This window comes from Pedobacter jeongneungensis (assembly GCF_000633455.1).
Lineage (GTDB): Bacteria > Bacteroidota > Bacteroidia > Sphingobacteriales > Sphingobacteriaceae > Pedobacter > Pedobacter jeongneungensis_A.
Genome location: NZ_AYMG01000012.1, coordinates 1 through 15,021, shown reverse-complemented (window position 1 = coordinate 15,021; position 15,021 = coordinate 1). Strand labels below are relative to the sequence as shown.

The following is a 15,021-nucleotide window of genomic DNA, read 5'->3' as shown; positions in this document are numbered from 1 at the left end:
TAATATTTTCACTCAAAACTTTAAAATTCTGCAACAATTTCAAAAGAAAAGCCAATTTTCCTTGCCGAATAGATAAAAATCCGTTACCAAGACGTTTTTTTTCCTTTTTATTAGGTGAAATTGTAATTTGCATCACCTAAACATGAAAAAATGCCAATAAGTTGCATCGCTATTGATGACGACCCGTACGCTCTCGAAAGCTTAATTTCGTATATGGATAAGTTGCCTGATTTAAAACTGATCCAAACTTTTACCGAACCGCTCCAGGCACTCGCAGAAATATCTGTCTCCAATCCTGTGGATATTATTTTTATGGATGTAGAAATGCCTTCGCTTTCGGGCCTTGAACTGGCTGGTTTATTAAGGCAAAAAACCAAACACCTGGTTTTTACCACCGCACATGCGCGTTATGCCATTGATGCTTTTAAAGTAGAGGCTGATGCCTATCTGCTTAAGCCATATTCTATTCTGCATTTTACTAAAACCATAAATAACCTTTACCCTACTGGTAAAGAAGCACCAAATATGTTTTCAGTAAGTGACGAATATTTCTTTTACATCCCTTTGCAGGGAGAAAACGGGGATTTGGAACGAATTGATCTGAATGAACTGATTGCAGTAGAAGAACTTGGAGAAGATATCCGGTTTAAAACCACTAAAAATACATTTTTAAGCTCCAGATCGAATTTTATCAAAACTTTAAAAATGCTGAAGAAACATTCGGCATTTATCCAGATCAGCCCAACAGTAGTTATTGCAAAACAGCATATTAAAAGCGTACTGGATAATAAAATCTTACTATCAGGAGAAACCTCCTTCACTTTATCCGAAACCCATGAGGAACATTTTGCTGATTTTATAAAAAACAATTTACCGCAAGAAGAACAAAAGCCAGATCCCACCACTTAAGCTTTATATAGCCTAACATTTTTCTTTCGAACTATTTTTTACCAGCACCTTAAAACATTCCTCTCTAAACTTTGTATTAGGATAGTCTATTTAGTTATTAATTGATTTATCTGTTTTGAAAAGAGTATTGGTTGTGGATGATGATCCTGATGTATTGGAGGTTTTTCAGGAAGTTTTGGAAACCGAACATTATAAAGTTTACCCGTTGTTATCGCCGAGGTATATCTTTAAAACTATTAGGGATTTTGCACCAGACCTCATTATTCTCGACATTATGTTAAATGGAATGGATGGACGCGCTGTATTTAAAGAACTGAGGTTAAACCCTGAAACAGAGGGCATCCCAATTATCCTCGCTTCGGCCAGATATGACGAAAATTATATTGCATCCCAAAAATATCATCCCGATGATTATTTAGAGAAACCATTTAATATGGCTGATTTACTACAAAAAGTAAATGCCTTAACCGTAAATTAAAAAAATCAGATATGAAATTAAAATTATTAACACCAATGATATTGCTGTGTGTGGCTATATCAATTAAAGCCAAAGCGCAGAGCAGACCAGATAAACTCTATTCGATGAGTGGAATTGGATTTGCCTTTCCTATGGGCGAAACTTCAGATTATTTTAAACCTAAATTCTCTACTTCATTGGGCCTAAATTTAGGCCTAGGCGACGGTGGTTTGTTTTTATACCCTAAAGTAAGCTTACATGCTTTTACTTTTAACCAGATTACACCAGACGAAGGCTATACTTACACTTTACAAAAAGGCAGGGCGACCACCTATTTATTAAATGTGGCGCTGGGTTATCGCAAAATTGTAAATAAATGGGCATTTTATGGTTTTGCAGGTGCCGGAGGTGGTTTTATCCTCACCCCACAGGTTGCGGTAAATACTTCAAACCTACAGGTTACACAGGATAATAAATCAAATGGATTGGGCATTGCCGAAGGTGGTGCAGGTATTGAATATAATATTGGAGGTGCCAATTTATTTGTAGAAGCCAGTTACATGTATGGTTTTAGCAAAATCCAGAACAGGGCTTTTAACACAGTACCCATTAATATTGGTATTAAACCAAATTTAAGTAAATTATTGAGCAAGCTATAATAGCATTCGTATACAAAATACCAGGGCGGTTACGTTAAATAATGTAACCGCTTTTTTTATGCTAAAGAAATCATCAAAATAATTTTTATACTAATTATTTTAGCATAGATTTGTGTTTTAAATCAATTTAATGTTATACGCAGTTGTAGATATCGAAACCACTGGTGGTCATGCCTCAGCAAATGGCATTACTGAAGTTGCCATTAATATCCATGACGGCAATCAGATTGTTGAGTCTTATACTACCCTGATCAACCCTAAACAGCCAATTCCAGACTACATTACTGCCTTAACAGGCATTGATGATGCTATGCTGAGGGATGCACCAACTTTTAATGATGTTGCCTTGCAGATCTACCAGTTGCTGAGCGATAAGGTTTTTGTAGCACACAATGTGAATTTCGATTATTCATTTTTAAAACATCATTTAGCTGCTGCGGGTTACGATTTACAATGCAGGAAACTTTGTACCGTAAGATTAAGTAGAAAATTAATTCCCGGGAAGTCTTCATATAGCTTGGGTAAATTGTGTACTGCTCTCCAGATTCCGATAGAGAACCGGCACAGGGCTGCGGGCGATGCCGATGCCACCAGTATCCTTTTCAATATGTTATTGAAAAATGATCAGGAAGGGATCATTACAGAGATGCTGAAGAAAACTTCGAAAGAACAGGTTTTGCCTCCTCATTTAGATAAAGCATCTATTTTAAGATTACCCAATCAACCAGGGGTTTACTATTTTAAAGACAGTAAGGGCAAAATTGTTTACGTAGGCAAAGCCAAAGACCTTAAAAAACGCGTAACCAGTCATTTTACGGGGAATACGCCGAACAGGCAACGACAAGAGTTTTTACGCACCATACATCATGTCGATTTCGTCATCTGCGGAACGGAATTGATGGCCCTGATTTTAGAGGCAAATGAAATTAAGCGTCTTTGGCCCGAAAATAACCGCGCCATGAAACGTTATGAGCATAAATATGATTTGTACGTTTTTGAAGACCAGAACGGATACCTGCGTTTAGCCGTTGATAAGCATAAAAAGAACAATAACGCCATACAGAGTTTTAACAGTTTATTGGAAGGTTATAACTTTTTAACTCAATTAATCGATAAACATCAGCTTTGTGCAAAGCTATGCTATCTACAAAAAACAGCAACAAAATGTTATGCACATGAAAACGGACAATGTTTTGGCGCTTGTAGCGGCATAGAAACCGTAGCTGTTTACAACAAAAAATTAAATGCAGCATTAAGCGATATTCAAAATCAGCAACCCAGCTTTGCCCTGGTTGATGAAGGCAGAAAGGATGAAGAATTTAGCTGCTTGCTTGTAGAAAAAGGAAAATTTTATGGAATGGGATATTTTACCGATAAAAATTATCTTTCGGATGGTTTAGCGCCGATTAAGGGCGATTTATCCATTTACCAATCCAATAGTTATATTCTGAATTTAATTTTAAACCACGCAGAACAACATCCGCAGAAATTGTATAAATTGTAGGAAATGGCTTAATTAACATAGACAGTCGTCATTCCCGCGCAGGCGGGAATCTTAAAGCTTATTGCACTAAGATTCCCAATCTAGTTGGGAATGACGCCCCCATGCATCGTATCTTTTAAAAAAATACATTGATTTATAATTGTCTCAAATAGCCCTATAATTTTTCGTTTTTAGCAAGGTCAACTACACAATCTGTTCCCTATCTTTACTTACAACAAAATATAAAACGTTATGACAAAATCACTTTGGATAAACCTTCCGGTAAAAGATATTAACCGATCGAAAGCATTCTTCACGGCTTTAGGTTTCAGCCTCAACCTCCAATACGGCGCACGCGAAGATTCAGCCTGTTTTTTAGTGGGTGAAAGTAATTTAGCGATTATGCTTTTCGAAGAAGCGCTATATGAAAGCTTCGCTGGAACCAACATTGCCGACATACGTCATGGTGGTGAAGTACTATTCTCTATTGACGCAGAAAGTCCTGAGGAAGTTGATGATCTAGCCCAAAAAGTTGTAGCTGCCGGAGGAACCATTTATGGCGAACCAGGTTATAAAGATGGCTGGATGTATGGCTGCGGTTTTGTGGATCTGGATGGACAAAGGTGGAGTGTACTTTACATGGATATGAGCAAAATGCCATTAGGTTAAGCGCTTTACAAATTAACTTCTATTATAAGAACTAAATCTATCTAATAATATGGAAAATGAACCAGTTATCGTAGAACGGATATACAATATTCCTATAGAAAAAGTATGGAAAGCTTTAACCGATAACAATGAAATTAAACAATGGTATTTTCAATTGGCAGATTTTAAACCTGAAGTTGGTTTTAAATTTGAATTTTCGGGTGGGGCTGATGATGGGCCTCAGTACCTCCACCTTTGTGAAATAACCGAAATTATCGCGGGCAAAAAATTAGCTTACACCTGGCGATATGATGGTTTACCGGGCAACTCTGAAGTGGCTTGGGAATTATTTGAACAGGGCGACAAAACATTATTAAAACTTACGCATACAGGTTTAGAAAGTTTTGCTTCTAATGGTCCCGACTTTGCAAAAACGAGCTTTAATGGCGGCTGGAACTATTTTCTTAATGAGGCGCTTAACAAATATTTGGAACCTGAAATTTAATTTATGCCATAAGTGGTTCGTGGAGACACGAACCACGGCGATAGAAAGTTTCTCAACCAATGGACTAGACTTTGCAAAAACAAGCTTTAATGGCGGCTGGAACTATTTTCTTAATGAGGCGCTTAACAAATATTTGGAACCTGAAATTTAATTTATGCCGTAAGTGGTTCGTGGAGACACGAACCACGGCGATAGAAAGTTTCTCAACCAATGGACTAGACTTTGCAAAAACAAGCTTTAATGGCGGCTGGAACTATTCTTAATGAGGCGCTTAACAAATATTTGGAACCTGAAATTTAATTTATGCCATAAGTGGTTCGTGGAGACACGAACCACGGCGATATAACTTTCATAGTGAAGTCAGGTGTTACCACCTGACTTAGCATACATCTAAAAAGATTTGATGAAGTGTAAGATGCTAAGATCTTACACCACAGATAATACTTTAGCATGATAGCGTTCGTGGTAAGATTGCTTTGTGCCTCGCAATGACGACGCATAAAAATACTGGTCTTAGCATCTCGCTACGCCCCTAAAACTATACCTCTTCTAAAGCCGTTTTTATTGTTGCATAAATATAATCCAGATCCTCATCGCTTATTACGTAAGGTGGCAGGATATAAATAATATTCCCTAATGGTCTTAAAATAATTCCTTTATCTAAAAAATAGGCATACAACAAATTACGCAGGTTACTTAAATAAGAAGTTTCATTACCGGTTTCCCATTCAATAGCGATAATCGTTCCGGTTTGTCTGATGGCTTTTACTTTTGGGTGTGTTTTAATCTCTTCCAGAAATACCGCGTGTTTAGCTTCTATCCTTTTAATGTTTTGTAGTGTTTCACTTTTTAACAGGATATCTAAACTTGCTAAAGAAGCTACGCAGGCAATCGGATTGGCTGTAAATGAATGTCCGTGATAGAGGGTTTTTAACTTATCATCACTCAAAAAAGCTTCAAAGATCTCATTGGTACAAGTAGTTACGCCCAGCGGCATTGTTCCGCCGGTTAATCCTTTGCTTAAACAGATAATATCGGGTTTGTTGGTTAGCTTTTCGCATGCAAAATAAGTTCCTGTTCTACCAAAACCCGTCATTACTTCATCTGCAATGGTTAAAATCTGCGCTTCTTTACAAGCAGATAAAAGCGAATCCAAATATTTTGATTCATACATCAACATTCCACCCGAGCCTAAAATAAGCGGCTCGAAAATGAAACAAGCGGTATCGGTTAGATTTAAGATGTGAGATACCAGATCTGAAATGTTCGCTTCGTTTGGAAGGTCGATAAATTCTACATCGAATAATAAACTGTTAAAAGCATCGGTAAAAATACTCCTGCCACTAACCGACATGGCACCAAAAGTATCTCCGTGATAGGCATTTTTAAACGCCAGAATCTTTGTTTTTGGCTTTCCTTTATTATCCCAATACTGCAGGCACATTTTCAAGGCTACTTCTACAGCGGTTGAGCCGTTATCGGTATAAAAAACCTTATCCTGTTTGCCTGGTAATATTGGCAAAAGCCGTTCTGCCAATAAAACAGCAGGTTCATGCGTAAAACCAGCAAAAATTACATGTTCCAGAACCTTAAGTTGCTCGGCTACTTTTTCAGCAATGTAAGGATGTGAGTGTCCATGTATGTTTACCCACCACGACGAAACGGCATCGATATATCTTTTACCATTTTCATCAAAAACATAAACTCCTTCTCCGCTAACAATCGGAATATGCGGAAGGGCATTTTTCATTTGGGTATAAGGGTGCCAAATCACCTTTTGATCGCGTTCAGTTAGATTTAGTTTGGGGTTCAGGGTTTGGAGTTCGGAAGTATCTGACATAAATGATTATAAATTAACTGAAAATTGTTCTTTTAAAAGTTGAGCGACGGTTTTATCGGTTTTAAAGGTGATCTCTTCGATATTCAACTCTTCTATTTTTACCCACCTGAAAGCTTGTAAAATTTCACCTTCACCGTCAAAATCGTAAATGGTGTCTTTAAATGCCAGTTGTAATGGTGCTTTTTCTTTAACCAAATAATAAACGCTGATTACCTGACTATCGTTAAAGGATGATTTTTCATAAAAGTCGGTGGTATAAAAATGAGATAAAACCTCTATTTCAGCTTCACATTCTTCCATAAATTCTCTTTTTAATCCGTCAATCAGGCCTTCGCCCAACTCTAATCCACCGCCGGGGAATTTGCTGAAACGAAATCCGTATTCTTCTTCATCACTCACCAGCACCTCGTTATGCTGATTGATCAATAAACCATAAACCCTTACATTAAAGTAGCTCATTTTCGAAATGTTTTTTATTTTTTATGACTATTTCTGGTGTCCAGACGATTTCTTTTTTAAAAGCTTCAGCCCTAACCTTACATTCACTCATGTGGCAATAATGGCAACATTCGGGCAAACATGGATCTGCGTGGATAAAAAGTTCGGCTTTGCGTACCCCATTTTTGTTGATCAGTTCATCAATCTGCGAAATTTCGCGGTGAACTTTATTTAAATCAAAATAATAAGGTAAAGTTACATGGCAATCGATGTGAAATTCAGGGCCATATTGCTGTGTACGAAGGTTGTGTACGTCAATCCATGGATTGTGGCGGTTCTTTTGCAACACCTCTACTACCTCTTCAACGAGCGTAAAATCACTTTCATCCATCAGTCCTCCAACCGAACCACGGGTGAGTTTATAACCTGAATAAACAATGTAAAAGCCCACAAAGACAGAGAGTAAGCTATCTAACCAAATAATATTTGTCAGTTGAATGAGGATTAAGCCAACAACAATGGCTCCGCTGGTGTAAGTATCAGTAAGCAGATGTTTTCCATCTGCCTGTAAGGTAACCGAATGTACCTCTTTGCCAACATTCATTAGATAAAGACCTACGATGAGATTAATTAAGCCGGTAATGCCAATAATCAAAGTTCCGGTTAGCAGTTCGCCAACAGGATGAGGATAAATGAGGTTGTATGAAGATTTAAAAATAATAGCTATACCCGCAATCAGAATCAGGATGCCTTCTACAAAGACGGAGAAAAACTCTACTTTTCCATGCCCGTATGGGTGGTTTTCATCTTTAGGCTGTGTACTTAAATAAATGCTGTAAAAGGCAAAACTACCTGCAATTACGTTTACAATGCTTTCTGCAGCATCGGTTAAAATGGCGTTAGAACCTGTTATAAAGTAAGCAATAAACTTGGCCAGCATTAATACAACACTTACTACAAGAGAAATAATGATAGCTTTCTTTTTGACCGACACCAGTATATTTTTTTCAAAAATACGGTTAACAGAGAAATTAAATGAGAAAAACTCTGCCTTTTTTAGTGCAGAATAATATTTGGTTTATATATTTGCGCTCAAAGTAATTAACCATGAGCACCTTATCGAAAAGAATCAACAGTCTATCAGAATCTGCAACCCTTAAAATGACCAAACTTGGCCGCGAATTGGCGTCTAAGGGCATTAATATCATCAGTTTAAGTGTTGGCGAACCCGATTTTAATACGCCTGACCATGTAAAAAATGCTGCTAAAAAAGCATTAGACGAAAATTATACGCGTTATTCGCCGGTACCAGGTTATCCTGATCTGCGCCAGGCCATTGTAAATAAGTTAAAAACAGAAAATAACCTCGATTATGATATTTCTCAGATCGTTGTTTCAACAGGTGCCAAACAGTCTTTATCGAATGTAATTTTAACTTTGATCGATCCGGATGATGAAGTGATTATCCCTACACCGTATTGGGTTTCTTATTCAGAAATGGTAACCTTAGCGGAAGGAAAATCTGTTTTTATCGATACGGATATTGAAAGCAATTTCAAAATTACACCAGCACAGTTAGAAGCGGCCATTACACCGAAGTCGAAACTTTTCATGTTTTCTTCTCCTTGTAACCCAACTGGCTCGGTTTACAGTAAGGAGGAATTGGCTGCATTAGTTGCCGTTTTTGAAAAATATCCAAATATCTATATCCTTTCTGATGAGATTTACGAACACATTAACTTTGTGGACAAACATGAATCAATCGCCCAGTTCGACAGCATTAAAGACCGCGTAATCATTGTAAACGGTTTCTCTAAAGCTTTCGCCATGACTGGATGGAGATTAGGTTATATCGCTGCAAATAAAGAAATAGCGGCTGCTAATGATAAATTACAGGGACAAACTACTTCCGGAACGTGTTCTATTGCACAAAGAGCCGGTATTGTAGCTTACGAGCAAGGATTAGCAAGCGTTTTAGAGATGAAAGAAGCATTTTTACGCCGCAGAGAACTCGTTTATAACTTATTAAATGAAATTCCGGGTGTAAAAACCAATCTTCCCGATGGTGCTTTCTATTTCTTCCCTGAAATCAGCTCATTCTTTGGTAAAAAAGATGCTGATGGAAATGTAATCAAAGATTCTTCAGATTTAGCATTATACTTATTGAACGTTGGTCACGTAGCAACCGTGGGTGGCGATTCTTTCGGCAACAATAACTATATCCGTTTATCATACGCCGCATCAGACGAGAGTTTGGTAGAAGCGTTAAGAAGAATTAAAGAAGCGTTAGGTAAATTAGCTTAATCAGTTTGCAGTTAGCAATTTTCGGTTAACAGTTTTATAAAAAAGAGGTTATACATTAATATAGATTTGTCATCCTGAGCCTGTCGAAGGACTTGTTTAATACACGATAAAGTGTTTCGACAGGCTCAACATGACAATTTGAATGAAAATTAACTTTATGATATAACCTCTTTTACTTTTATATCTTCTTACCTAATCCAGCTTTTCCTCGATCAATAATTTAATAATCCCATCAGCCATACCCACTTTAGGCACATAAATCTGTTTAATTCCTGTCCATTTCATTAAAGTGAGGTAAATTTCGCAGGCTGGTATAATAACATCAGCACGATCGGGATTTAAACCTAAAGTATTGATCCGCTCTTTTAAAGAGTAACCCGTGAGCTTATTGTACATCGAATTTAACTTTTGTAAAGATAAAGGCGCATTATCCTTTTCATCCGACATGCGGAAAAGTTTGTTGATATTGCCGCCTGTACCAATACCTGCAAGGTGCTTATAAGCTTTGGTATGTTCTTTCACCCAATCTTTCATCTCCTCCCAGGTTTCTTCTTTATCCTGATTATCGAGCATCCTGATGGTACCGATATTAAAAGACCTTGAAGCTTCGGGTGCTCCCTTTACAAAAACAGAAAGTTCAGTACTACCACCACCCACATCGATATACAGGTAGGTTTTATTTTCGTCAAGTTCCTCTTCAATATGGTTGGCATAGATAATATTGGCTTCCCTTTGTCCTTCGATGATCTCCAGCGTAAGGTCGGTTTCTTCTTTAATGAGTTTCACAATATCCTGTCCGTTACGGGCTTCCCTCATAGCAGATGTTGCACAAGCTAAATATTCGGAAACATGATAAACATCCATCAGATTTTTAAAAGCCGTCATCGTTTTTACCAGATCTGCTGATTTTTTATCTGAAATATGTTGATCTAAAAAAGCATCATCGCCCAGGCGGAGCGGCACACGGATTAAAGTATTCTTTTTGTATTTATATTTTCCGTCTTGTTTGCTGATATCAGCAATGAGTAACCTCACTGCATTCGAACCGATATCTATAGCTGCGTATCTTAACATTATGATTGATGCTTGGTTTTTAAATAGTTATAAATATCTACTTGCGCCCGTATTTTTTTGCTTAATCTATTTTTATGGTACTTATTGTTGTTTAAAGCATTAATCTGCCTCGATTTAGTATTGTCCTGCAGCTGCAGATCAATGATGTCCTGAATCTCCTGTTTCACATCGTGATCTAAAACCGGAAAACCCACCTCGACACGGTGTTCAAAGTTCCGGCTCATTAAATCGGCAGAAGAGAGATACATGTCGTTTTTGCCATTGTTTCCGAAAATGTACACCCTGGCATGCTCCAGAAATTTATCGATAATGCTAATGGCGGTTATATTTTCACTGAAACCCTTTACGCCCGGCACCAGACAACAGATTCCCCTGATAATTAACTGGATTTTAACCCCTGCATTGCTTGCATCATAAAGTTTGGCTATAATACCTTCATCAGCTAAACTATTTACTTTTAACATGATATAGGCCAATTTACCCTGCTTTGCATTTCTGATTTCGCGATTAATAAAATTAACCAGTTTGGAGCGGCTCTCTAAAGGTGATACAATTAAATGTTTAAAACCTTTGGTTACGGTACGTTTGCTCAGGGCATCAAAAAGTTTTACCAGATCATTGGTAATTTCCTTTTTGGCTGTAAAAATACTATGATCGCAATATAAGCCAGCAGTTTTTTCGTTAAAATTACCAGTTGCTAAATTGGCATAGTATACGGGTTTATCTTTCTCAATCCGTTTTACCAAACAGATTTTTGAGTGAACTTTATAATCGGTTAAACCATAATTTACCTTAACTCCTTCTTCCATTAAACGGGTAGTCCAATAAATATTGGCCTGTTCATCAAATCGTGCTTTAAGCTCTAATACAACAGAAACGGCCTTTCCATTTTTAGCAGCATTAATCAATGCATTAATTACTTTTGAATTTTCGGCTAAACGGTATAAGGTAATCTGTATTTCGGAAACCTTTGGATCAATGGCAGCCTCGCGTAAAAACAAAATAATGTAATCGTAAGATTGGTAAGGCAGATTGACCAAATAATCACGTTGTGATACCTTACTAAAAACACTCTCGGTACGGTGTAAACCATGAACTTTTAACGGCACATTTGGAGTATATTCCAGTTCCTTTTTCCCTACATTAGGGAAGGCAATAAAATCGCCGAATTTATGATAACGGTTACCTGGAATCAGGCTTTCTGCTTCGAGTTTTAATTTATTCACCAAAACCGTAAGCATATTCAAAGGCATAGCCGAATCGTATAATAAACGCATTGGTTTCCCCTTTTTGCGCTTTTCTAAACTGCTTTTTAAGTCTTCAATAAATTTATCATTGATATTTTTATCAATATCCAGTTCAGCATCACGTGTTAACTGAATCGAATAAGCCTCTAAATTATCGTAGGTAAAAACATAAAAAATATCATCTAAACAATACCTGATGATGTCTTCGGCCAGAATGATAAATTTAAGGTCATTTGTTTCAGGAAGTACTAAAAACCGGGGTAAATTAGGCGGAATTTCGATGAGGGCATACTTTTCCCTTACTTTTGTATCCTTTTTAGATAGTTTTACGAAGAAATACAAATAACGGTCTTTCAGTTCTGGAAAAGGCTTTTCCATATCAAGCATAATCGGAACCAGGTTGGATAAAATTTTATCCCTGAAATGGTTTTTCACAAACTCACCCCTGCTTACGTTCAGCTGGGTATCGTTTAAGATAAAAATCCTGTTTTGTGCAAGTTCGTTGATTAAAGTGGCCTGAAAAAGCTGGTCGAACTTTCTTTCCTGCTTCACCACAATGTTTTTAATCTCGTTCAGGATTTTTTTTGGGTTGAATCCTAAAAGTGCTTTTGCTTTATCGTTCAGATTGGTAAGCCGGGTCATAGTGGCTACCCTTACCCGATAAAACTCTTCTAAATTTGAAGAAAATATGGATAGAAATTTAATACGCTCAATTAACGGCACGGTTTCGTCAGCAGCTTCCTGTAGCACGCGGTCGTTAAAGTAAAGCCAGCTAATTTCGCGGTTAAAAAAGGGGATCTTCTTATTGCTCATTTAAAAAAATAAAAATCCCTGTCGAAAACAGGGATGCTCAAAACTGCATATTAATTTGTTAAATCGATGTTAATTCATCTACACATTAACGTTAACAAATTTATTTTTTGGCCGGAGCTTTAACCACTTTCTTAACGGCAGGTGTAGTTTTAGCTACTGTTTTTTTAACAACTGGTGCTGTTTTTTCCGGATCAGCTGCAGGAACTGTAGCTTTTTTTACAGCTGCCGTGGCCTTTGCAGGAGCTTTGCTTGCTGTAGTTACCGCTTTTTTGGCAACTGTTGCCGGTGCTGCAACTGATTTTTTAACTTCAGCAACTGGTTTTGCCAATACTTTTTCGGCTTTTTCTTCGGTTTCAATCGCAGCTACCTTAATGCTCTGCACCACAGGTTTAGCTTTAGACACTGCCTTCTTAACTACTTTTTCGGCTGATTTTTCTGCTTTGCTAACCGCTTTAGCAACTGGTTTCTTTTCCGTTTTTGCCTTTTCTTTTGATGCGTGCAATAACTCATCTATTTTTTGGCCTACATCGGCTTTTACAATGGTAAATTTCTTGGTTAATTTTTTAGCCACACGTTTACTCGCCTTTCCAACCTCTGTACTAATTTCAGATACATCGTGACCTAAACTTTTAATTACATCTAAGAACTTATCAGTGATTGACTGCTCTAATTGTTTTTTAGCTTCTTTCTTAGTGATCTTTTTTTGAGACTTTGGTTTAGTGGTTTTCATATTATTTTTCGTTTTTTTGTGACGTAGATTAATTTCTACTAAATCTACTTATTTTTTTACTTTAAAGCTAAAACCATGCCTTCTTTTGATATAGTGAGTAAAGTTGACGCGCAAACATTAGATAATGCGATCAATAATGCCAAGAAAGAAATCCTTAACCGATTCGACTTTAACGGATCAAAAAGCACCGTCGAACTGGATAAAAAAACAAACATTGTAACCATAGTTACCGAAGACGATATGCGCCTTAAAGCCATAGAAGGTTCGATTATTTCGAGGATGATGAAACAGAATTTAGACCCTAAAAGTTTGGATTTTGGCGATGAGCAACAGGCTTCGGGTAATATGATCAGAAAAGAAATCAGCATTAAAGAAGGATTGGATAAAGAAGCAGCTAAAAAAGTTGTTGCCAAGATTAAAGCCAGCGGATTAAAAGTTCAGGCTTCTATTATGGATGATCAGGTGCGTGTAACGGCAAAAAAAATCGACGATTTACAAGCGGTGATCAATCTTTGCAGAAATGAAGATTTTGGCCAGCCACTGCAATACATTAACATGCGTAATTAATAGGGTTAATTGTATAAACTGGTTAATTGGTTAACTGTCTTAGCGAAATCTATCAGTTAACCAATTCTACAATTAACCAATCTCTACAGTTAACCAATTTAAACAATTAACCAGTTAACCCAAACAACGTGGAAATCAGCGAAAACGGATTTATATTTTCTGACAAAAAGGATCTTTTAGATATAGAAGCCATCCATCATTATTTAAGTACGGAATCCTATTGGGCGAAAAATATTCCATTCGATACCGTAAAACGTTCTATAGAAAATTCGCTATGCTTCGGCATTTATAAAGGGCCGGAACAAGTTGGTTTTGCCCGTTGGGTAACCGATAAAGCTACATTTGCATGGCTTTGCGATGTGTATGTTAAAGATAGTTATCGCGGTTTGGGCTTATCTAAAAAACTGATGTCGTTCATGATCTTTCACCCTGACCTGCAGGGATTACGCCGTTATCAACTGGCTACATTAGATGCCCATGGTTTGTATGAACAATTTGGCTTTTCACAGATTGAAAACCCTGAAAGGCAAATGGGTATTGTAATTCCGGATATTTACAGTAAAGCTGCAGAATAGATTAAAAAACCTTTTTTAAGTTCCTGTGTTTTTCATACACATCAAAACATAGAAAAAACATGAAAAAGATATTTTTATTGTCAACAGCTTTTGCATTAGCCCTTTCATTCCAGGCCTGTCAAACTGCAGATAAAAAATCGGCAACTACGAAAGACAGTGTTTCCGGCGATACTACAATGGTAAATGGCAACCATGTTGCAGGCTCAGAAAGCACCGAATCTGGAATTGATGAAGCAGGTGCAACCTTCTTGAGAAAAGCAGCTGTAGGTGGCATTATGGAGGTTGAAGCGGCAAAAATTGCAGCTAAAAATGCAAAAAGCGCTCAAGTAAAAGATTTTGCAGCGAAAATGCTGGCTGATCACACCAAAGCCAATACTGAACTAAAAACATTAGCTCAAAGCAAAAAAGTAATTACGCCGGATGCTTTACCTGCTGATCAGCAGATTCATTTGGATGAAATGAAAAAAATGACAGGTGCCGCTTTTGATAAACATTATATGGATATGATGGTTACCGATCATGATAAAACAGTGGCATTATTTAAACAAGGTACAGAAAACCGCGACCAAAGCATTAAAGAATGGGCTACAAATACTTTAAAAGTAATTGAATCGCATGATGAAATGGCGAAAAAGATTGTAGCTGGTTTAAAATAGATTGGTTATTTTTCAATAAAGATTAGTCGTCATTTCGAGCGAAGTACAACGAAGTCGAGAAATCTGTCTAGATAGATCTCTCCACTCCGCGATGCTCCGGTCGAGATGATTGTTAT

The 15,021-nt window shown here is 37.2% G+C and carries 16 protein-coding genes; 10 read left to right on the top strand and 6 right to left on the bottom strand.

Annotation, left to right across the window (positions count from 1 at the left end; all coding sequences use genetic code 11):
• The first annotated feature begins 150 nt into the window (after window positions 1-150).
• The 6 genes from U859_RS0111230 (at window position 151) to U859_RS0111205 (ending at window position 4,661) form a co-directional block, all read left to right on the top strand.
• Complete coding sequence (locus U859_RS0111230) at window positions 151-909, top strand: LytR/AlgR family response regulator transcription factor (RefSeq protein WP_025143470.1); 759 nt, start codon at window positions 151-153, stop codon at window positions 907-909.
• 115 nt (window positions 910-1,024) lie between these two features.
• Complete coding sequence (locus tag U859_RS0111225) at window positions 1,025-1,387, top strand: two-component system response regulator (RefSeq protein ID WP_025143469.1); 363 nt, start codon at window positions 1,025-1,027, stop codon at window positions 1,385-1,387.
• 11 nt (window positions 1,388-1,398) lie between these two features.
• Complete coding sequence (locus U859_RS0111220; RefSeq protein WP_025143468.1) at window positions 1,399-2,025, top strand: autotransporter outer membrane beta-barrel domain-containing protein; 627 nt, start codon at window positions 1,399-1,401, stop codon at window positions 2,023-2,025.
• Between the two features lie 130 nt (window positions 2,026-2,155).
• The gene (locus U859_RS0111215; RefSeq protein ID WP_025143467.1) at window positions 2,156-3,529 is read left to right on the top strand and encodes an exonuclease domain-containing protein; all 1,374 of its coding nucleotides are present in this window, start codon (window positions 2,156-2,158) and stop codon (window positions 3,527-3,529) included.
• A gap of 231 nt (window positions 3,530-3,760) precedes the next feature.
• A complete protein-coding gene (locus U859_RS0111210; protein ID WP_025143466.1) occupies window positions 3,761-4,177 on the top strand; it encodes a VOC family protein in 417 nt (138 codons plus the stop codon).
• A 49-nt stretch (window positions 4,178-4,226) separates the two neighbouring features.
• On the top strand, window positions 4,227-4,661 hold the full coding sequence (locus U859_RS0111205) for an SRPBCC domain-containing protein (RefSeq protein WP_025143465.1): 435 nt from the start codon (window positions 4,227-4,229) through the stop codon (window positions 4,659-4,661).
• Between the two features lie 538 nt (window positions 4,662-5,199).
• On the opposite strand, the gene bioA is transcribed toward U859_RS0111205, so the two are convergent.
• The 3 genes from bioA to U859_RS0111190 are packed head-to-tail and all read right to left on the bottom strand — an operon-like array spanning window position 5,200 to window position 7,933.
• The gene (gene bioA / locus U859_RS0111200; protein ID WP_025143464.1) at window positions 5,200-6,501 is read right to left on the bottom strand and encodes an adenosylmethionine--8-amino-7-oxononanoate transaminase; all 1,302 of its coding nucleotides are present in this window, start codon (window positions 6,499-6,501) and stop codon (window positions 5,200-5,202) included.
• 6 nt (window positions 6,502-6,507) lie between these two features.
• Window positions 6,508-6,960, bottom strand: coding sequence for an NUDIX domain-containing protein (locus tag U859_RS0111195; RefSeq protein ID WP_025143463.1), 453 nt, complete (start codon window positions 6,958-6,960; stop codon window positions 6,508-6,510).
• Complete coding sequence (locus U859_RS0111190) at window positions 6,947-7,933, bottom strand: cation diffusion facilitator family transporter (RefSeq protein WP_025143462.1); 987 nt, start codon at window positions 7,931-7,933, stop codon at window positions 6,947-6,949. The genes U859_RS0111195 and U859_RS0111190 overlap by 14 nt, the downstream gene beginning before the upstream one ends.
• Before the next feature lie 113 nt (window positions 7,934-8,046).
• On the opposite strand from U859_RS0111190, the gene U859_RS0111185 reads away from it, so the two are divergent.
• Window positions 8,047-9,243 carry a pyridoxal phosphate-dependent aminotransferase gene (locus tag U859_RS0111185; protein ID WP_025143461.1) on the top strand — a complete coding sequence of 399 codons (1,197 nt, stop codon included), beginning with the start codon at window positions 8,047-8,049 and terminating at the stop codon, window positions 9,241-9,243.
• 192 nt (window positions 9,244-9,435) lie between these two features.
• Here U859_RS0111185 and U859_RS0111180 read toward each other — a convergent pair whose 3' ends face one another.
• From U859_RS0111180 to U859_RS31050, 3 genes are all read right to left on the bottom strand, one after another.
• A complete protein-coding gene (locus tag U859_RS0111180; RefSeq protein ID WP_025143460.1) occupies window positions 9,436-10,317 on the bottom strand; it encodes an exopolyphosphatase in 882 nt (293 codons plus the stop codon).
• The gene (gene ppk1 / locus U859_RS0111175; protein ID WP_025143459.1) at window positions 10,317-12,377 is read right to left on the bottom strand and encodes a polyphosphate kinase 1; all 2,061 of its coding nucleotides are present in this window, start codon (window positions 12,375-12,377) and stop codon (window positions 10,317-10,319) included. Before ppk1 ends, U859_RS0111180 begins: the two co-directional genes overlap by 1 nt.
• A gap of 100 nt (window positions 12,378-12,477) precedes the next feature.
• A complete protein-coding gene (locus U859_RS31050; protein WP_025143458.1) occupies window positions 12,478-13,107 on the bottom strand; it encodes a hypothetical protein in 630 nt (209 codons plus the stop codon).
• 75 nt (window positions 13,108-13,182) lie between these two features.
• On the opposite strand from U859_RS31050, the gene U859_RS0111165 reads away from it, so the two are divergent.
• From U859_RS0111165 to U859_RS30375, 3 genes are all read left to right on the top strand, one after another.
• On the top strand, window positions 13,183-13,674 hold the full coding sequence (locus U859_RS0111165; RefSeq protein ID WP_025143457.1) for a YajQ family cyclic di-GMP-binding protein: 492 nt from the start codon (window positions 13,183-13,185) through the stop codon (window positions 13,672-13,674).
• A 128-nt stretch (window positions 13,675-13,802) separates the two neighbouring features.
• On the top strand, window positions 13,803-14,249 hold the full coding sequence (locus U859_RS0111160) for a GNAT family N-acetyltransferase (RefSeq protein WP_025143456.1): 447 nt from the start codon (window positions 13,803-13,805) through the stop codon (window positions 14,247-14,249).
• A 59-nt stretch (window positions 14,250-14,308) separates the two neighbouring features.
• Entirely contained in the window at window positions 14,309-14,905 is a 597-nt protein-coding gene (locus tag U859_RS30375; RefSeq protein WP_025143455.1) for a DUF4142 domain-containing protein, read from the top strand.
• The last annotated feature ends 116 nt before the right edge of the window (window positions 14,906-15,021 follow it).

Coding starts and splice junctions, on each gene's coding strand:
- U859_RS0111230 (WP_025143470.1), top strand. CDS start 151: ATGCCAATAAGTTGCATCGCTATTGATGACGACCCGTACGCTCTCGAA.
- U859_RS0111220 (WP_025143468.1), top strand. CDS start 1,399: ATGAAATTAAAATTATTAACACCAATGATATTGCTGTGTGTGGCTATA.
- U859_RS0111215 (WP_025143467.1), top strand. CDS start 2,156: ATGTTATACGCAGTTGTAGATATCGAAACCACTGGTGGTCATGCCTCA.
- U859_RS0111210 (WP_025143466.1), top strand. CDS start 3,761: ATGACAAAATCACTTTGGATAAACCTTCCGGTAAAAGATATTAACCGA.
- U859_RS0111205 (WP_025143465.1), top strand. CDS start 4,227: ATGGAAAATGAACCAGTTATCGTAGAACGGATATACAATATTCCTATA.
- bioA (WP_025143464.1), bottom strand. CDS start 6,501: ATGTCAGATACTTCCGAACTCCAAACCCTGAACCCCAAACTAAATCTA.
- U859_RS0111195 (WP_025143463.1), bottom strand. CDS start 6,960: ATGAGCTACTTTAATGTAAGGGTTTATGGTTTATTGATCAATCAGCAT.
- U859_RS0111185 (WP_025143461.1), top strand. CDS start 8,047: ATGAGCACCTTATCGAAAAGAATCAACAGTCTATCAGAATCTGCAACC.
- U859_RS0111180 (WP_025143460.1), bottom strand. CDS start 10,317: ATGTTAAGATACGCAGCTATAGATATCGGTTCGAATGCAGTGAGGTTA.
- ppk1 (WP_025143459.1), bottom strand. CDS start 12,377: ATGAGCAATAAGAAGATCCCCTTTTTTAACCGCGAAATTAGCTGGCTT.
- U859_RS31050 (WP_025143458.1), bottom strand. CDS start 13,107: ATGAAAACCACTAAACCAAAGTCTCAAAAAAAGATCACTAAGAAAGAA.
- U859_RS0111165 (WP_025143457.1), top strand. CDS start 13,183: ATGCCTTCTTTTGATATAGTGAGTAAAGTTGACGCGCAAACATTAGAT.
- U859_RS30375 (WP_025143455.1), top strand. CDS start 14,309: ATGAAAAAGATATTTTTATTGTCAACAGCTTTTGCATTAGCCCTTTCA.